The organism is Staphylococcus sp. 11-B-312, from assembly GCF_016743055.1.
GTDB classification, from domain to species: domain Bacteria; phylum Bacillota; class Bacilli; order Staphylococcales; family Staphylococcaceae; genus Staphylococcus; species Staphylococcus ureilyticus.
This window is the reverse complement of sequence record NZ_CP068241.1, coordinates 1,979,701-2,000,059: the sequence shown is the minus strand read 5'-3', so window position 1 is coordinate 2,000,059 and position 20,359 is coordinate 1,979,701. Positions and strand designations below refer to the sequence as shown.

At 32.0% G+C, this 20,359-nt stretch carries 14 protein-coding genes; 11 read left to right on the top strand and 3 right to left on the bottom strand.

The window, feature by feature from the left end; translation table 11 throughout:
• The first annotated feature begins 4 nt into the window (after positions 1 to 4).
• From JG554_RS09570 to JG554_RS09535, 8 genes are all read left to right on the top strand, one after another.
• A complete protein-coding gene (locus JG554_RS09570) occupies positions 5 to 580 on the top strand; it encodes a TVP38/TMEM64 family protein (protein ID WP_046208034.1) in 576 nt (191 codons plus the stop codon).
• 4 nt (positions 581 to 584) lie between these two features.
• Entirely contained in the window at positions 585 to 1,103 is a 519-nt protein-coding gene (lepB, locus tag JG554_RS09565) for a signal peptidase I (protein WP_064209441.1), read from the top strand.
• Between the two features lie 18 nt (positions 1,104 to 1,121).
• The gene (lepB, locus tag JG554_RS09560) at positions 1,122 to 1,694 is read left to right on the top strand and encodes a signal peptidase I (RefSeq protein WP_064209440.1); all 573 of its coding nucleotides are present in this window, start codon (positions 1,122 to 1,124) and stop codon (positions 1,692 to 1,694) included.
• A gap of 229 nt (positions 1,695 to 1,923) precedes the next feature.
• On the top strand, positions 1,924 to 5,388 hold the full coding sequence (gene addB, locus JG554_RS09555; RefSeq protein WP_119505735.1) for a helicase-exonuclease AddAB subunit AddB: 3,465 nt from the start codon (positions 1,924 to 1,926) through the stop codon (positions 5,386 to 5,388).
• Complete coding sequence (gene addA / locus JG554_RS09550) at positions 5,385 to 9,056, top strand: helicase-exonuclease AddAB subunit AddA (protein WP_107359980.1); 3,672 nt, start codon at positions 5,385 to 5,387, stop codon at positions 9,054 to 9,056. Before addB ends, addA begins: the two co-directional genes overlap by 4 nt.
• A 25-nt stretch (positions 9,057 to 9,081) precedes the next feature.
• Positions 9,082 to 10,221 (top strand): DUF418 domain-containing protein, encoded by a 1,140-nt coding sequence (locus JG554_RS09545; RefSeq protein ID WP_064209437.1) that lies wholly within the window; start codon positions 9,082 to 9,084, stop codon positions 10,219 to 10,221.
• A 119-nt stretch (positions 10,222 to 10,340) separates the two neighbouring features.
• Positions 10,341 to 11,246 carry a fumarylacetoacetate hydrolase family protein gene (locus JG554_RS09540; protein WP_046208040.1) on the top strand — a complete coding sequence of 302 codons (906 nt, stop codon included), beginning with the start codon at positions 10,341 to 10,343 and terminating at the stop codon, positions 11,244 to 11,246.
• A gap of 226 nt (positions 11,247 to 11,472) precedes the next feature.
• Positions 11,473 to 11,862, top strand: coding sequence for a YisL family protein (locus tag JG554_RS09535; RefSeq protein ID WP_046208041.1), 390 nt, complete (start codon positions 11,473 to 11,475; stop codon positions 11,860 to 11,862).
• Positions 11,863 to 11,925: 63 nt separating this feature from the next.
• Here the strand turns inward: JG554_RS09535 and JG554_RS09530 are convergent, their stop codons facing one another.
• Both JG554_RS09530 and JG554_RS09525 read right to left on the bottom strand, forming a co-directional pair.
• Positions 11,926 to 13,248, bottom strand: a complete 1,323-nt coding sequence (locus JG554_RS09530) for a CoA-disulfide reductase (RefSeq protein ID WP_070038097.1) — start codon at positions 13,246 to 13,248, stop codon at positions 11,926 to 11,928.
• Between the two features lie 28 nt (positions 13,249 to 13,276).
• On the bottom strand, positions 13,277 to 14,119 hold the full coding sequence (locus JG554_RS09525) for a Cof-type HAD-IIB family hydrolase (RefSeq protein WP_046208043.1): 843 nt from the start codon (positions 14,117 to 14,119) through the stop codon (positions 13,277 to 13,279).
• A gap of 113 nt (positions 14,120 to 14,232) precedes the next feature.
• Between JG554_RS09525 and JG554_RS09520 the strand changes: the two genes are divergently transcribed.
• Together JG554_RS09520 and JG554_RS09515 are read left to right on the top strand one after the other, a co-directional pair.
• Positions 14,233 to 14,541: a metal-sulfur cluster assembly factor gene (locus JG554_RS09520; RefSeq protein WP_019469047.1), complete on the top strand. Its 309-nt coding sequence runs from the start codon at positions 14,233 to 14,235 to the stop codon at positions 14,539 to 14,541.
• 231 nt (positions 14,542 to 14,772) lie between these two features.
• On the top strand, positions 14,773 to 16,596 hold the full coding sequence (locus JG554_RS09515) for an acyltransferase family protein (protein WP_107359981.1): 1,824 nt from the start codon (positions 14,773 to 14,775) through the stop codon (positions 16,594 to 16,596).
• 171 nt (positions 16,597 to 16,767) lie between these two features.
• Here the strand turns inward: JG554_RS09515 and JG554_RS09510 are convergent, their stop codons facing one another.
• Positions 16,768 to 17,187, bottom strand: coding sequence for a nuclear transport factor 2 family protein (locus JG554_RS09510; protein ID WP_064209435.1), 420 nt, complete (start codon positions 17,185 to 17,187; stop codon positions 16,768 to 16,770).
• A 318-nt stretch (positions 17,188 to 17,505) separates the two neighbouring features.
• On the opposite strand from JG554_RS09510, the gene clpB reads away from it, so the two are divergent.
• Positions 17,506 to 20,115, top strand: coding sequence for an ATP-dependent chaperone ClpB (gene clpB / locus JG554_RS09505; RefSeq protein ID WP_064209434.1), 2,610 nt, complete (start codon positions 17,506 to 17,508; stop codon positions 20,113 to 20,115).
• The last annotated feature ends 244 nt before the right edge of the window (positions 20,116 to 20,359 follow it).

Genomic DNA, 20,359 nt, shown 5'->3' with positions numbered 1-20,359 from the left:
TGAAATGACTCAAGAACAAGTGCAGTATTGGTTTGATTTATTTGGTAGTTTAGGTTATATCGTAGGATTTTTATTGCCTTTTATTGAAGCATTTATCCCAGTACTACCTATTATTGTATTTGTGATTGTGAATGTGAATGCATTTGGATTTTTGATGGGTACATTATTAGCATGGTTGGGTACTGTTTTAGGAAGTTATCTTGTATTTTTAGGTTTTCGCAAATTGAACCATACACGTTATATGAAAAAATTACAACAACGCACCTCGGTTCAAAGGTTAATACATTTTATAGATAGAAAAGGCGTTATTCCTATTTTCATTCTATTATGTTTCCCCTTTACCCCAAGTGCATTAGTAAACTTGGTCGTAAGCTTGTCGCATATCAGAGCACACGTTTATCTGGTAGTATTGTTCAGTTCGAAATTGATAATGATTGGTTTGATTGGATGGTTAGGCAATGATATTACGACGTTATTTACACAGCCTTTAAGGTTGGTCATCATCATTATTGTTATTATTGTCGTTTGGTTTATAGGTAGAAAACTTGAACGATATTTTATGCATTCTCCAGAGGAGTGACAATTTGAGTAAGGTAGTAAAACATTTGATTTCTATAATATTTGCGATTATTATTGTAATATTGATTCAGACTTTTATTATTACAGGAGCAGTCATACAAGATAAAAGTATGACGCCAACGTTGAAACAAAATGATCGTGTGATTGTTAATAAAATCAAAACGACTTTTAATATGCTAAAGCTTAACGATATTATCATGTACCATAAAGGTGACGATGTACATATTGGTAGAATTATCGGGAAGCCTGGCCAATCTATAACCTTTAAAAATAATCAGTTGTATAGAGATGACAGACAAGTAGATGAAATGTATACTGAGTCAAGTATGAAAGATCTATCCCTCAGAAATATTAAAGGCTCTGAAGGAGATATAATTCCACCAGGCGAATACTTTGTACTGAATGATAATCGAGAACTAAAAAACGATTCAAGAACAGAGGGTTTTGTTCGACAAGAAGACATTATTGGTGATGTAAGTTTAAGGTATTACCCTTTAAGCAACTTCACAGTAAACTTTAAATAAATAGACGAGGTGTAAAAAGTGAAAAAAGAAATACTAGAATGGATTGTGTCAATTGCTGTCGCAGTAGCGTTAGTCCTATTGATTACAAATTTTGTTGCAAAATCATACACAGTCAAAGGGGATTCTATGGACCCAACCTTAAAAGATGGTGAACGCGTAGTTGTAAATATGATTGGTCAAAAGCTAGGTCATTTAGAAAAGGGAAATGTCATTGTATTCCACGCTAATAAGGAACAAGATTATGTAAAACGTATTATTGGTACATCTGGAGATAACATCGAATATAAAAAAGATCAATTATATGTTAATGGTAAAAAAGTTGATGAGCCTTATTTAGATTACAATGAAAAACACAAACTAGGTGAATACATTACAGGTACTTATAAAACAAAAGAAATCAATCAGGTTGATGGAAAAAACAAAATTCCAAAAGGGAAATTGTTAGTATTAGGCGATAATCGAGAAGTGAGTAAGGATAGCCGCTCATTTGGTTTGATTGATGAAGATAAGGTAGTAGGTAAAGTTTCATTTAGATATTGGCCGTTAAATAAAATGACATTTGGATTTAACCCAGATGTCAGTTATGAATAGATAGCATATGTGTATACTTCCTGAGACATAAAAATGTCTCAGGTTTTTCTATATATTAATGTTGTTAAATTTGTGCTTTTTGAACCTTTTGAATGACACCTTTCCAATATTAAAGTTACACAGTATATCATTCATTTATGAACTTAAATGTAGGTAAATCACATAGACTATTAAACAAAGTGTAATGCCTAATATGTTAAAATATGAATCAAAGGAGTTGTTGCACGCAATGGAATTTAATGCTTATATTGGGAGAGCTGGCACTGGTAAATCGCACAGTGTAATAGAAGAAATAAAAACTAAAATGAAACAAAATCCATTAGGTGATCCTATTATCTTAATCGCACCTACCCAAAACACGTTTCAGTTAGAGCAAGCTTTTGTAAAAGATCCATCATTATATGGCAGTTTGAGAACTGAAGTGCTCCATTTTGAACGTTTAAGTCACCGTGTTTTTCAAGAAGTTGGTGGATTAACAGAACAACAGTTATCCAAAGTTGGTACTGAAATGATGATTTATGACATTATTCAACAACATCAGTCAGAATTGAAATTATATCAATCTCAAGTAAAATACTATGGCTTTAGTGAAAAATTATATGAGCAAATTCAAGATTTTAAAAAATATGCAGTTTCTCCACAACATATTGAAGATTATATAGCAAACAACCACTTACAAACGAGGACTAAACACAAATTAGAAGACATCGCGTTAATATATAAACATTTAGAAGATAGGATTCGTGGCGAGTATGTTTCTACTGAGGATAGTTTGCAGCGATTTATTGAGGTGATGAACCAATCCGATTGGTTGCAACGTGCTGAGATTTACATTGATGGATTTCATAACTTTTCTACAATTGAATATCAAATCATTCGTTCATTAGTTCAGCATACCAAGCAAGTTACGGTTGCTTTAACTACAGATGGAGATAAAGATGTTTTTAGTTTATTTAGAAAGCCGTCAGAATCATTAACACAAATGCAAGCCATCGCAAATGATTTGAATATTCATTTAAATGTTAAACCATTTTATCAACAACAAAGATTTATTCATAATGACTTATCGCATTTAGAGAAAAACTTTAATGCATTGCAATTTGAACCTATTGCATCAACAGGTCATATCTCTATCCTAGAATCATCAGTGATGCGAGAAGAAATAAATGAAGTTGCTAGAAGGATTTTAAAAGAAAACCGTGAATTAGGTAGACGTTTTCAAGATATTGCTATTTTATATAGAGATGAATCATATGCCTACTTAATGGAATCGATATTACCACAATACGATATACCTTATAACATTGACGTCAAGGCTTCTATGACTCATCATCCTATAATGGAAATGTTTCGCTCGTTAATTGAAGTGCTTCAGACAAATTGGAACTTTGAGCCTCTAATGCGTTTGTTTAAAACGAATATTTTAACTAAAAAATTTAAAGACAGCCAGTACTTAATTGATATTTTAGAAAATTTTGTATTAGAACGTGGTATTTATGGAAAACGTTGGATAGATGATAAATATTTCCAAGTTGAACAATTTAGGAAAATGGGTTTAAAACGACAACCATTAACAGAAGAAGAACGTGAAACATTTGAAAGGGTTATTCAGTTAAAAACAGATGTGATAGATAAAATTATGCGCTTTGAAAATCAAATGGCTGATGCAACCACAGCTGTTGATTTTGCAACAGCGTTTTACGAAGCTATTGAATCGTTCGATTTGCCCAGTCAGTTAATGACAGAACGTGATACGTTAGACGCTGAAGGCGAACACCGTAAATCAGAAGAAATTGATCAAATATGGCATGGATTTATTCAAACATTAGATGATTTAGTTACGGTTTTTGGAACTCAAAATTTAACAAAAAGTAGATTTTTAGAGTTATTAGATATTGGTTTGGATCAATTGGAATTTGTAATGATTCCCCAAACGCTTGATCAAGTTAGCATTGGTACAATGGATCTAGCAAAAGTTGATAATAAAGAACATGTGTATTTAGTTGGGGTCAATGATGGCGTTTTACCACAGACTGTGAATGCTTCAGGCTTAATAACAGATGAGGAGAAAAAATATTTTGAAGAACAAGCTGATATCGAATTAAGTCCAACATCAGATATATTACAAATGGATGAAGCATTTGTTTGCTATATTGCTATGACACGAGGGCGTTCAGAGGTGACATTTTCATATTCCTTAATGGGATCAAATGGGGAGGAAAAAGAAGCGAGCCCATTTTTAGGTCAAATTCAGCAATTGTTTACAGATCTTGAAGTACAAAACATCCAGCGTCAACATCAAGCAAATCCGCTAACGTTAATGGAACATCCACATCAAACTAAAATTGCATTATTTGAATCACTTAAAGCTTGGCTTGATGAAGAAATCGTCGCAGATACGTGGTTAGATACATACCAAGTTATGAGGGATGATGAGCAGTTAAATGAAGGGCTTACTTATTTGTTATCAGCACTCACTTACGATAATAAAACTGTACAATTAAGTGAATCTTTATCAAAAGATTTATATGGTACGACTATAAATGCTAGTGTATCACGTTTTGAAGGGTATCAATCATGTCCATTTAAGCATTTTGCTTCACATGGTTTACGACTTAATGAACGAACAAAATATAAACTAGAAAACTTTGATTTAGGTGATATATTCCATCAAGTATTAAAATTTATCTCTGAAAAAATTAATGGCGACTTTAAGAATTTAAACATCAAACAAATTCACAAATTGACGAGTGACGCGTTATCTGAAATCCTACCAGAGATACAATTTAATCTATTAAATTCAACAGCTTATTATCGCTATTTGTCACAGCGTATTGGTTCAATAGTAGAAACAACTTTAACGGCGTTAAAATATCAAGGTAGTTATAGTAAATTCACACCGCAACGCTTTGAAGCCAGTTTTAGAAAAAAACCTAGGGACAATCAAGAACTGTATGCGCAGCCTTTAAAAACTAAACAAGGGGTTCCTATCAACATTCGAGGACAAATTGACAGGATAGATACGTATAACCATGGAAATGAAAGTTTTGTGAATATTATTGATTATAAATCATCAAAATATAGTGGGACCTTAGATTTAACAAAAGTATATTATGGCATGCAAATGCAAATGATGACTTATATGGATATTGTATTACAAAATAAAGCAAGGCTCGGCCTAACCAATATGACTAAGCCGGGTGGGTTATTGTACTTTCATGTCCATGAACCACGTATTAAACTTGCGTGGAATGAATTAAATGAAACGAAAAGGGATTTAGAATTTATCCAATCCTTTAAATTAAGTGGCTTATTAAATAGTGACGAAGCAGTATTGGATGCTTTTGATACTCGAATAGAACCTAGCTATAATTCAGATATTGTACCTTTAGGTTTAAAAAAAGATGGAGGCATTAAATCTAATAGTAAGGTCGCGGACGAAAAGACGATTTATAAATTAATTCAACATAATAAGCAAAATTTTATAGAAACAGCATCTAATATTATGGATGGTCACACAGAAGTAGCGCCAATGAAATATAATCAAACACTGCCATGTGATTTCTGTAACTATAAACCAGTCTGTCATGTTGATGGCATGATTGACAGTAAACGCTATAGAACCGTAGACGAAACAATCAACCCAATTGAAGCAGTACAAAATATGGAGTTAGAAAGTGAGGAAGAAGAATGATCAGTGAGATTCCTGTAAAACCAGCTGGCACAAGATGGACCGATAATCAGTGGAAAAGTATCTTTGCAAAGGATCAAGACATACTTGTAGCAGCAGCTGCAGGTTCTGGTAAAACAGCGGTTTTAGTAGAACGCATCATTCAACGCATTCTTAGAGATAAGGTCGATGTAGATCGTTTATTAGTCGTAACGTTTACTAATGCAAGTGCAAGAGAGATGAAGCAACGTGTAGATCAACGAATACAAGAAGCATTTATTGAATCACCTGATAATACGCATTTAAAGAATCAGCGCATCAAAATTCACCAAGCTCAAATTTCTACACTACACAGTTTTTGTTTAAAGTTAATTCAGCAACATTACGATGTATTGGATATTGATCCAAACTTTAAAACAAGTGGTGAAGCGGAAAATATTTTATTACTGGAACAAACCATAGATGAGGTTTTAGAACAACATTATGACATCTTAGACCCGCATTTTGTTGATTTAACTGAACAGTTGTCCTCAGATAGGAATGATGAACAACTCAGAGATATTGTAAAAAAAATGTATTTCTTTAGTGTTGCTAACCCCAATCCTTTGAATTGGTTAAGCGGTCTTGCAACACCATATAAAGATGTAGTGCAACAGGAAGCGTTATTAAAATTACTTAATGAGTTGGCCATGATATTTATGAGGTCTGCCTTAGAGTCATTAAATAAAAGTTATGATTTATTTATGATGCTGGAACAAGTCGATAAACAAATTGCAGTTATTGAAAAAGAACAACAATTCTTAAACAAAGCTATGGAAAATGGCCATATCAATCATGAAGCAATCGTACAACACGAATTTGAAAAAACATTTCCTCGAAAAGATAAAAAAATTAAAGAAGCAAACGAAATGATGATAGATGCTTATGATGATGGTAAAGCATATTATGATAATTATAAAAAATTAGTGTCAAAAGTTAAGAATGATTATTTTTCAAGGTCTTCAGAAAATCTAAAAGAAGATATGCAACGTTTAGCGCCTAGAGTATCTTATCTTAGCCTTATTACAAAAGATGTCATAGAACTTTTTAATCAAAAAAAGCGCAGTCGAAATATTTTAGATTTCTCGGATTATGAACATTTTGCTTTGAAAATTTTAACAAATGATGATGGTTCACCTTCAATGATTGCACAATCTTATCGTGATCAGTTTGAAGAAATATTAGTAGATGAATATCAAGACACAAACAGAGTACAAGAAAAGATTTTGTCATGTATTAAACGTGGTGAGGAACATGATGGCAACTTATTCATGGTAGGGGACGTCAAACAGTCGATTTATAAATTTAGACAAGCAGATCCTAGTTTGTTTATCGAAAAGTATAATCGTTTTACTGTAGATGGCTCATCATATGGCTTACGTATAGATTTATCACAAAATTTCCGTTCAAGATTAGAAGTGTTAACGACAACTAATTATTTATTTAAACATATGATGGATGAATCTGTAGGAGAGATTAACTATGATGATGCAGCACAGTTATATTATGGAGCTCCCTTTGACAACAAGCCATATGATGTGAATTTAAATATGCTAGTAGAAGATGCATCTTCTGAGTTAAATGGTTCTGAACAAGAAGCAGAATATATTGTACAACAAGTTGAAAAAATAATGAATACACGTGAAATCTTTGATATTAAAGCCCAACAATATCGAAAGCCTAACTACAAGGACATTGTTATTTTAGAGAGATCATATGGGCAAGCACGAAAAATACAACAAGCATTTAAGGATCATAATATTCCGTTCCATGTTAATAGTAAAGAAGGTTATTTTGAACAAACAGAAGTGCAACTGATATTGTCTTTTTTAAGAACGATCGACAACCCACTACAAGATATTTATTTAGTCGGTTTAATGCGTTCAGTTATTTACCAATTTACAGAAGATGAATTATCAAACATTAGAGTATTTAGTCCTCATGATGATTATTTTTATCAATCTATCCAACATTATATGGAAAATGACGTGGCAAATAAGAAATTGGTCAAAAAATTAGAAGTATTTTTAAAAGATATAGCTATGTATCAATCGTACAGTCAAAATCATCCTGTTAATCAACTGATTGATAAATTTTACAATGATCACTATGTTATACAATATTTTAGTGGTCTTATTGGTGGCAAAGGTCGACGTGCGAATTTATATGGTTTGTTTAATAAAGCAGTAGAATTTGAAAATTCTAGTTTTCGTGGTCTATATCAATTTATTCGATTTATTGATGAACTTATGGAGCGAGGAAAAGATTTCGGTGAAGAAAACATCATAGGTCCTAATGATGATGTTGTGAGAATGATGACAATCCATAGCAGTAAGGGGCTGGAATTTCCATTTGTTATTTACTCTGGCTTATCGCGTAAGTTTAGAAGAGATGACTTACATAAACCTGTGATTTTAAATCAAAATTATGGACTTGGAATGACGTATTATGATGTAGAATCAAATTTAGCTTATCCTTCATTATCATCAGTCACTTTGAAAGCAATCGCGGAAAAAGAAATGGTCTCAGAAGAGATGAGATTAATTTATGTGGCGTTGACACGTGCTAAGGAACAATTATTTTTGATTGGCCGTGTTAAAGATGAGAAAGAATTAACACAATTAGAGCAGGTTTCTGTTTCGGAAACACATTTACCAGTCAGTTATCGGATTACAGCCCAAAGACCGATTGATATGATATACCCAATATTAGCAAAATATCAATCATCATCTTTACCAAGAGAGATGCGTTTTGAGCAATCAATAGAAGATATTGATTCAACGATGCAACCTTATGTGAATTTGACTACAGAATTTTATGAAGACATTGCTTCAGAACAAGTTATTTCAGATAGTGAACAGCGTACAGTTAGTGATATTGAGTATATAAATAGTGGCAATGACACATTAAAAACGCAAATACATCAGCAATTAAGTTACGTCTATCCATATCAAGAAGCTATGATGAAACCTTCAAAACAGTCCGTTTCTGAATTAAAACGACAATTAGAAACAGAACAAGCGGATACAAATTATGATAGAGTTCGTCAGTATCGTATTGGCACAACTTCATATGAAAGACCAGCTTTCTTAAGTCAACAAACAAAGAGAAAAGCAAATGAAATAGGGACATTAATGCATACGGTAATGCAGCATTTACCATTTAAAGAAGAAAGGCTGACAGCAGAAGAAATTGGAATATTTGTTGACCAATTAATAGTTAAAGCGATCATACCTAAAGATGCAAAAGCTGATATTCAATTTGATGATATTTATAAATTTGTTGAGAGTGACTTGTATCTTACGATTGCTCAAAGTGATTATATTTATCGTGAATTACCTTTCGTTGTGAATCAAGCAAAAGTAGACCAGTTGAAAGATGTAGAAACAGACGCATCAATCATTCAAGGGATGATTGATTTGATTTTTATTAAAGATCAGCAATATTACTTTGTTGATTATAAAACAGATGCATTTAATAGACGCTTGCATATGTCAGATGAAGAAGTTGGAAATCAATTGCGTGCGCGTTATAAAATACAAATGGAATACTATAGAAATACCTTACAGACCATACTTGGCGAACCTGTTAAAGGTTATTTATACTTCTTTAAATTTGGTCAGCTTTCAATAGATGATAAATCGATTAAATAATGCTTTGATAAAGGAGTGCTAAACAGTGTCGACACAGCAGAGAATATTCGAACTGGATGCTTTACGTGGATTCAGTTTGTTAGGTATTGTATTGATGAATATATTGACATTTAGTATGCCATATGAGGAATCATTTTTACCGGGTTTAGTGAAAGGGATAGATCAAAGTATATTAAGAGTTATTACACTGTTTGTAATCAGTTCTTTTTATCCTATTTTCACCTTTTTATTTGGTTATGGTTTAGCCATTATGTACAAACATAGTCAGAGAAGAGCGATGAAATATTATCCCTTTATTTATAGAAGATTAACTTTTTTATTAATATTAGGTGCATTACACGGTTTTTTACTATTTTCAGGAGATATTTTGTTCAGTTATGCATTTACAGGGATGATTGCAGTATTATGTATTAAAAAAAGTAGCAAGAAACTCTTTAAAATAGGTGTTATTTTATATGCAATAAAAGCATTTATCTTAATTTTACCTACTTTTTTAGTAACATACTTAGATGATCCATATAGTACTATTAATATAAGCGGATTTAATGTTTCTGAAATCGTCAATCTAAAGCAAAGTGGCGAATATTTTAACTATTTAAAAGTAAATGTTGTAGAAAACACCTATAATATTATAGATACAATAACTTTTTCTGCATATTTTGAATTTTTACCGTATGTGTTTTTAGGAATGGCAGCACAAAAATACAACTTGGTTGAAAAGGTACAATTCGCACAAAATCGTTATCGTCACGTTTTATATGCATGCCTTATGTTAATTGTTGGATACGCTTTTAAAATGCCATATGTAGTGGACATTGGAAACCAAGCTTTTGCAATCATTAGTGCTATGATTGGTGGGCCACTTGTAGCGTTTGGCTATATATTGTTATTTATCTATTGTTGTCGATTTAAGCAATTTTCCAAAACCGTAAATATCTTTAAATACCCAGGAAAATTGAGTCTAACAGTATACTTAATGCAAAGTTTTATTTTTACATTTATTTATGTAGGTTTAGGTTTATATAATAAGTTACCACTGTATGAATCTTATTTAATCGTATTGGTTGTATATAACTTACAACTAATTTTCTGTTATGTGTATCTGAAATTTTATAGATACGGCCCTATTGAATGGTTGTGGCGTAAAGTGACTTATTTAAAATAGCGATACAATATCATGTCTATGTTTATTGAATTTTTTGAAAATAATGGGTATTTATTTGTGATTTGTTACTAAATATAGTTATAATATGTAATAAGATAAAGATGAGGAGCTGATATTGAATGAAATTTCTATCATTCAGACATAATGAACAGACATCTTATGGTGTGAAAGTTAAAAGAGAAGAAGCTGCTTGGGACTTGAAAAAAGTCTTTGCAGATTTTGCGGAAGGGGACTTTCATCCTAAGACATTATTGAATGGTCTTCAACAAAATCAAATATTAGATTTCCAAGAACAGGTTCGTAAAGCAGTCGTAGCGGCAGAAGATAGTGGTAGAGGTGAAGAATATAAAGTCGCATTTGCAGATATTGAATTTTTGCCACCGGTCACGCCAACAAATAATGTGATTGCTTTTGGACGTAATTATCAAGACCATGCTAGTGAATTAAATCATGAGGTACAGCGTTTATACGTCTTCACAAAAGCAGCTTCATCGTTAACTGGTGATAATAGTGTAATACCAAATCATAAAGATATTACAGATCAGTTAGATTATGAAGGTGAGCTAGGTATTGTGATAGGTAAATCTGGTGAGAAAATTCCTAAAGCTTTAGCACTTGACTATGTATATGGCTATACAATCATTAATGATATCACTGACCGCAAAGCCCAAAATGAACAGGATCAAGCATTCTTATCTAAAAGTTTAACTGGTGGTTGCCCAGTTGGTCCATATATAGTAACTAAAGATGAATTACCTACACCTGAAGATGTAAATATTGTAACTAAAGTAAACAATGAAATTCGTCAAGATGGTAATACAGGAGAAATGATTCTTAAAATCGATGAATTGATTGAAGAGATTTCGAAATATGTAGCATTACATCCTGGTGATATTATTGCTACTGGTACACCAGCTGGTGTGGGGGCAGGTATGACACCGCCTAAATTTTTACAACCAGGTGATGAAGTAAAAGTAACGATTGATAATATTGGTACTTTAACAAATGTCATAGCAGAAAAATAATAATAAATGAATTAGGCTAATTATAATAAGTTAGCCTAATTTTTTTGATACAAAGTAATGATGTTGCTATAAATTGAAAATGAAGATAAAATGTGAAGTGCAGAACTTTTTTTGAAAAATATTTACTTTTTCAGTATGATTAAAAAAGTACGCTTTTAATTTTATAATTAAAAGTAACAATGTATTGATATTTTTATAAAGTAAAAATAGTGTGGGGGTATTAAATATGTTACATATGCATATTGCAAGTTGGGTATTGCTAATTATCTTGTTTTTCGCTGCTTATTTTAATTTCTCAGAAAAGCAAGGTGCGACACCTTATTTTAAACCAATTCATATGTTATTAAGGTTATTCATGGTTTTAGTCTTAATTTCAGGATTCTGGATTTGGATTCAAGCATTTGGTGATGGAAATTCAGGCGGGCACATGTTATTAACATTGAAAATGATTTGTGGTGTGGCTGTCGTAGCATTAATGGAAGTTACAGTTACAAAACGAAAAAAAGGACAAGCAAGTCATGGTATGATGTGGAGCACAATTGCAGTTATTATAATCACTATCATTATTGGGGTTATTTTACCGCAAGGCCCAATCACACAAATGTTTGGTATGTAATATAAAAAGCGGAGACATTAAGCTGTCTCCGCTTTTTATTTTCACGTATTAAATTAGCTGAAATTATTTGTTGCGCGCTTTATAACCAATCATATTGATGATATCTTTTGGTCGACTATAAGGCGGGGCATAGGAAACTTCGAACTCAGTAAGTTCATCTATTGTCAACTTATGCAACATTGCCATAGATAAAACATCTATACGTTTATCTGCACCATTTTTTCCTACTGCGGCAGCTCGAATAATGCGTCTGCTTGATTTATCGAAATAAACACGTAAATGTAACTTAGTATTTCCTGGGTAATAGCCCGCGTGTTCTCCTTGGTTAGCTTCTACCATTTCGTAATCAAAGTTATCTAATTCTTGTGGTGTTACGCCAACGCTGGCAAACGTATAATCAAAGAATTTTACAATATTTGCACCCAAGTAACCTTTAAAGTGTATAGATGCATTACCAGCTAGTTGTTCTGCTATAATACTCGCTGCTCTATGAGCACCCCATGCTAATGGTACGTGTGCATTTAAGTCCACATGACGATAATGTGAAGTAATAATATCACCTAAAGCATAAATGTTTTCAATGTTAGTTTGGAACTGATCGTTTACTGGAATATAACCCTTACTGTCTAAACTTACATTTGATGATTGAATAAATTCGGAATTAGGTTTTACTCCAACCCCTTCAATAATCAAATCATAGTTTTCAACTTTACCAGATTTGAAATGAACTGTATTACCATCCACTGATTGAATTTCTTCATTTAAACGATAATTGATATCTCTCGCTTCCATTTCATCAAAAATGGGTTGATTCATATCGCTATCCATTAACTTGTTCACATGAGTTGAACGGTGTATCAATGTGCTTTCGATACCTCTATGGTGTAAATTGTCTAATATTTCTAAACCTATATATCCTGCACCAACGACAAGGGCAGTTTTAACGTTTTGGTGTTCTATAAATTTTTCAATGGCATCAGTATCTTCCATATTTCTTAATGTAAAGCTGATATCACTGTTTAAGTTTAAAGTATTTGCACTGCACCCTGGACTTAAAATTAAAGTGTCATAATCTTCTTCAAACGTTGTATTGTCACGCTTGTTATAAACAGTAATTGTTTGCGCTTTGTCATTAATTGCAGTTACCTCGTGATAAGGTTTAACAACAATTTTTTTAGAATCATAGAAAGACTCGGGTGTAGCTTCTAATACTTTGTCTCTTGAATCTACGACATTTCCTAAATAATAAGGAAGTGCACAGTTAGCAAAACTCATATCTCTATCTTTTTCAAAAACAGTTATTTCACTCTCATGGTCTAGTCTTCTGATTTGGCTAGCAACGGTTGCACCTCCAGCAACAGCACCCACCACTACAATTTTATTCATAGTATATTGCCCCCTATAAATTTAGTGTTTAAATATGTGATTCTACTACTGTTTCATACGATATATTTAAATGAAAGAAATCGTTTAAATAGCGACCAATGCCATCTTCATTATTTGAATAAGTCACATGATTGGCTACATGTTTTAGTTCATCTAAACCATTTCCCATAGCAATACCATGTTTGGCATATTTTATCATTTCTAAGTCATTATCTTCATCGCCGAATGCAATAATATGGTTTCTGTCTACATCTAAATAAGTTTTCACATAATCTATGCCTCTAGCTTTACTAATTCCTTGTTTTACGATTTCGATTACTGGGAAAGGTGAGCCCCATCTTCGGTGTTCAATATTTTCTGCATAGAAACGGGTTAGCATTTGTTTGATTCTAGGAATCATAAATTCTTCAGCTTCAACTAAAATGGAAGTAGGCGATTCATTTAAGGAGTAAAGTAAGTCACCAGTTTCAATTTTAGGATTTCCCATTGAAAAACCATCGAATAATTTTTGGTCAAAATTATTTAAAAAAACATAATCTTTTACTTCAGCAATAATGTTGGAGACACCAAAGTTGTTCAGTGACTGAATGATCTCATGTGATAAGTCTAAATCCAGTACTTCATGTTTATTTTGGAAATGATCATCTTTTGGATGGTGAACGAATGCACCATTAAAGTTAACTACAGGAGTGTCCATATTTAGTTCATGGTAATAAATTTGACTGGCTCTGTATGGTCTGCCTGTTGCTATCATTAGTTTGTGTCCTTGCTTTTGCAATGTAGTTAAAACCTTTTTTGTATAAGGTGTAATTTTCTTGTCATCGTTTAATAGTGTTCCGTCTAAGTCTAAACAAATTAAATAAGAACTCATGTAAATCTCCTTTGAATTTAATAAATGATGTATGAACATCATAGCATTTTATTGGCGTTTTGTAAGATATTTGATATATTGTTAGTATGATTAAATACGAAGAGGTGAAAAGTATGGACGAAGGATTAAAAGATAGCATACTAAATGCTTTAGAGATGGTCATAGACCCTGAGTTAGGAATCGATATTGTAAACTTAGGTTTAGTATATAACGTAGATGTTGATGATGAAGGTTTATGTACAGTGGAAATGACGTTAACTTCTATGGGTTGCCCGCTTGGACCGCAAATTATGAACCAAGTAAAAATGGTCTTAGCAGAAATTCCAGAGATTTCAGATACAGAAGTAAATATTGTTTGGAGTCCACCATGGAGTAAAGAAATGATGTCACGCTATGCTAAAATAGCGCTAGGCATAGGTTAATATATAGATTAGAGAACTAGTTTAAGTAACAATGCGATGAGATACGTATTGCTAACTTAAGCTAGTTTTTTTATTTAAACAACATATACCCACTTTGTGTCAGGCTATTTTAAAATTATTTATTTCTATCGCTCAATTCATTAAAATAATTGCAGTTGTATTACATTAGTATTACAATGGCTAGGTAAATAAAATAGATGTTTATGTAATTTTAGGAAAGTTTGTGGGAAAATGAACAATAATCTTGAAAATTGTCGTGTGAAACGTAGCACGCGATACATGCCAGGTTTAGATGGTTTAAGGGCAATTGCAGTGATTGGTATTATTATTTACCATCTAAATAAACAATGGTTAACCGGTGGATTTTTAGGTGTTGATACATTTTTTGTTATTTCGGGATATTTAATTACTAGTTTACTGTTAAATGAATATGAAGAAACAGGGATAATTAATTTAAAAAACTTTTGGATACGACGATTTAAAAGATTGATACCTGCAGTATTAACTTTAGTATTTGTTGTCATTGTGGTAACACTGTTATTAAAACCAGACGAAATTATTAATATTAAAAAAGATGCAATAGCAGCAATTTTTTACTTTTCAAATTGGTGGTACATCGCTACAGATGTCAATTATTTTGAACAATTTGCTTTCATGCCATTAAAACATTTGTGGTCTTTAGCAATTGAAGAGCAATTTTACATAGTTTTTCCAATTCTTTTTATATTCCTTTTATTAGCTTTTAAAAAATATCGTAATGTTGTTTTGATATTTTGGATTATTTCGTTAATTTCTTTACTAGTGATGATAAGCATTTCACAACCACATATGTCTCATTCTCGAGTTTATTTTGGTACAGATACAAGACTTCAAACTATGTTATTAGGCGTCATATTAGCGTTTTTATGGCCTCCGTTCAAGTTGAAAAAACATCCGAAAAAGACATTAACGCATATCATAGATGGTATTGGTGTTTTTGGTATTTTTATCTTGCTTTTACTTTTTTATAAAGTTAATGATAATAGCGATTGGATTTATAATGGTGGTTTTTATTTAATATCTGTAATGACATTATTTGTCATAATGAGTGTTGTTCATCCATCAGGTTACTTTGCTAAAGTCATAGGAAATCCTATTTTTGTTATGATAGGTAAAAGGTCCTATAGCTTATATTTATGGCATTTTCCAGTGATTAGTTTTGTACATTCATATTATGTTGATGGACAATTACCGAGTTATGTGTACTTATTAGATATCATATTGACAATTATTTTAGCAGAATTATCGTATCGTTATATTGAAACGCCTTTTAGAAAAAAAGGTTTCAAAGCACTTTCTATAAAATTAAACAAAAAAATACCATTAGTGAGAACAGCTATTTTATTAATTTTTATGATTCCAAGTTTATTTGTTTTAGCTGGTAGCTTTGATAAATTAGGGAAAGATATGGTTTCAGATAAAAAAACTACGTTTAAGACTAATGAATTTGATAAACAAATAGTGAGGCCTATACCAATTGATGATGTAAACTTTTTTGGTAAATCAAATGCTAAAAAAACCTCCAAATCAGAAGTTTTTACAAATATTAAACCACTGCTCATTGGTGACTCAGTGATGGTTGATATTGGTGAGAATTTTAAAAAAAGGGTGCCCAATGCACAAATTGATGGTGAGGTTGGTCGTAATCTTTACGATGTCGCTCCACTTGTAGAAAAACATTATCATTCGTTTAATAAAAAATCAGATAAAATTGTACTAGAGCTTGGTACAAATGGAGATTTTAGTAAAGAACAATTAGATACGTTAATCAATAAATTCGGGAATGCTCAAATTTATTTAGTGAATACGAGAGTTCCGAGAAGTTATGAAGGCCATGTGAATAAATTGATGACAGATGCTGCACACACACACAAGAATGTAACGCTTGTTGATTGGTACAAACGCTCTGAAAATCATACAGAATACTTTGCACCAGACGGTATTCATTTAGAACCAAAAGGTGTAGAGGCATTGACGGATGAAATTTTAAAACATATAGCTAGCAATGCAAAATAAATTAAAAACTTAGAGAAATATGAAATCAATGAAGCTTAACTAACGCGTAAACGCCAACTTTTGTTAAAATTGGCGTTTACTTTGCTTTTGAACATCTATAAAGAAAACTGTCATTTGAAGATGTACTTTAAATGACATATATTTACCATTAATGAATTAGCATAGATGATATTAATATTTTCTATCTTGTTTCTTGATTGGGTAATCGTTTGCGCTCATATCCCTTCTAGTCATGAGTCCATGGCTATTAAATTCCCAATGTTCATTACCATGGGTACGCATCCATTGAGTTGTTGAAGCATCATACCATTCATACTCAAATCTAACTGAAATACGGTTATCGGTGTAACACCATAATTCTTTCATCAATTTGTAATGAAGTTCTTTATTCCATTTTCTATATAAAAAAGATTTGATTGCTTCTCGACCTTCAAAAAACTCATTACGATTTCTCCATTGTGAATCAAGTGTATAAGCGAGACATACTTTTTCAGGATCTCTAGTATTCCATGCATCTTCCGCCAATTTAACTTTTTCTAAAGCTGTCTGTTTATTAAACGGCGGCGTTGGCTTTTTGATTACATCTTTCATATAGATAACCTCCAATCTTGTATATTTACAATAATGCTAACATAGCTTTAAAGTAATGAGGAATGTCCTATTGTTGAAAATATAAATATTGCTATAGAATTTAATAGCTTTATATTATTTATCTAGATGTTTTAACATATATGTATCTGGTAAAAGTTATGATATAGTAAGCGTTCAAAACTTATAAAAAATAATTGAAAAACCAACCCTTTATTGTTGATTATTGCCGAGAAGCGTAATATAATATAGATAAGGTCAAAGAAAGTCAAAGTCAAACTTACTTTATTGATCAATCATTAAATGGTGAGGTGAATCAATTTGGATATCAATCAAATGACCTATGCAGTCCAAAGTACATTACAAAATGCTATTGAACTGGCTAAAATAAATGAAAATCAAAATATTGAAATTGAAGCTGTATTATCAGCGGCATTAACAGAAAGTGAAAGTTTATTTAAAAGTATTTTTGATAGAGCGCATATAGACACTGATAAATTAGATCAATCATATAAAGAAAAGCTTAAAAAATATCCATCCGTTCAAGGAGATAATGTCCAATATGGCCAATATATAAGCCAAAATGCTAACAATTTATTAAATAAAGCTGAATCTTATATGAAAAAATATGAAGATGAATATATATCTATGGAACACATCGTATTAGCTGCTATTGATATAGATGATACGACTAAACAATTTGTAGCAAATAAAAAAGAAGTTATTGAAGAAATTATTAAAAAAGTTAGAGGAGGCAATCACGTGACATCACAAAATCCAGAAGCAAATTATGAAGCTTTAGAAAAATACGGTCGTGACTTAGTTGAAGAAGTACGTCAAGGAAATATGGACCCTGTCATTGGTCGAGACGAAGAAATTCGTAATTCAATCCGTATATTAAGTAGAAAAACTAAAAATAATCCTGTTTTGATTGGTGAACCAGGTGTAGGTAAAACAGCAATCGTCGAAGGGTTAGCGCAACGTATCGTTCGTAAAGATGTGCCAGAATCATTGTTAGATAAAACAATTTTTGAACTTGATTTAAGTGCACTTGTGGCTGGAGCTAAATATCGAGGAGAATTCGAAGAAAGATTGAAAGCAGTACTTAAAGAAGTCAAAGACTCTGACGGCAGAATTATTTTGTTTATTGATGAAATTCATATGCTTGTAGGTGCTGGTAAAACTGAAGGGGCTATGGATGCAGGTAATATGCTTAAACCGATGTTAGCTCGTGGTGAACTACATTGTATTGGTGCGACTACATTAAATGAATATAGAGAATATATTGAAAAAGACTCAGCTTTAGAGCGTCGTTTCCAAAAAGTAAATGTATCTGAGCCTAATGTAGAAGATACAATTTCTATCTTACGTGGTTTGAAAGAACGTTACGAAGTATATCACGGTGTTCGTATACAAGATAAAGCATTAGTAGCAGCAGCTGAATTATCAGATCGGTATATTACAGATCGATTCTTACCGGATAAGGCAATAGATTTAGTAGACCAAGCATGTGCGACGATACGTACTGAAATGGGCTCAAATCCAACAGAATTAGATCAAGTGAATCGTCGTGTTATGCAGCTGGAAATTGAAGAGTCGGCATTGAAAAATGAATCTGATAATGCTAGTAAACAGCGTTTACAAGAGCTACAAGAAGAACTAGCGAACGAAAAAGAAAAACAAAGTTCTATTCAATCACGTGTTGAAGAAGAAAAAGAAAAAATAGCTAAGTTGCAAGAGAAACGTTCAGAATTAGATGAAAATCGAAAAGCTTTAGAAGATGCTGAAAACAACTACAATTTAGAAAAAGCAGCGGAATTACAGCACGGTAAAATTCCACAATTAGAAAAAGAATTACGTGAACTAGAAGATGCTTTCCAAAATGAACAAAATGAAGACAATGACCGCATCATTCGTGAAATTGTTACCGATGAAGAAATCGGTGATATTGTTAGTTCTTGGACAGGCATTCCAGTATCAAAATTAGTTGAAACTGAAAGAGAAAAACTCTTGAACTTATCTGATATACTTCATGAACGTGTTGTGGGACAAGATAAGGCTGTAGATTTGGTTGCAGACGCAGTTGTCAGAGCACGTGCTGGAATTAAAGATCCTAACAGACCCATTGGCAGCTTCTTATTCCTAGGCCCAACTGGTGTGGGTAAAACAGAATTAGCGAAATCTTTAGCATCAACTTTATTTGATTCAGAAAAACATATGATTCGTATTGATATGAGTGAATATATGGAAAAACATTCTGTCTCACGTTTAATAGGTGCGCCTCCAGGTTATGTTGGACATGAAGAAGGCGGTCAACTGACTGAATCAGTACGACGTAATCCTTATTCAGTCATTCTGTTAGACGAAATAGAAAAAGCACATTCAGATGTGTTCAATGTGTTGCTTCAAATATTAGAAGAAGGTCGTTTAACTGATTCACAAGGTCGAGAAGTAGACTTTAAAAATACAATAATTATCATGACGAGTAATATAGGTTCACAAATTTTATTAGAAAATGTAAAAGATACAGGTGTAATAACTGAATCAACAGAAAAAGCAGTTATGAATAGTTTAAATCAATACTTCAAACCTGAAATCATTAATCGTATGGATGATATCGTATTATTTAAACCATTATCTGTAAATGATATGAGTTTAATTGTTGATAAAATTTTAACACAATTAAACATTAGACTGATGGAACAACGTATTTCAATTGAAGTTTCTGACAAAGCTAAGACTTGGTTAGGTGAAGAAGCATATGAACCACAATTTGGTGCAAGACCACTTAAAAGATTTGTTCAAAGACAAATTGAAACACCACTTGCACGCAAAATGATTAGAGAAAATCTACCAGAAGGTACGTTAATAAAAATAGATTTATCTGATGATGGTTTAACATTTGAAGAAATTAAACCAGAAATGATATAAGAAGAAATAAATAGAAAATAGTGTTTGCGCATCATCGCTATTAAAATATGCCCATAAATGATTTGGAGAAATTCATTTATGGGCTACTATTATATTAATGTTGGATTAATTAAAAAGTTAGTACATTTAAAATCTTAGAAATTTTCTATAGCAAAAAGGCAATCTCTAAATTGAAAACTTAGAGATTGCCTTTTTAAATTCGTTCGAGATATTTTCGTTTCGAACGTTTCTTAAAAATGTGTAT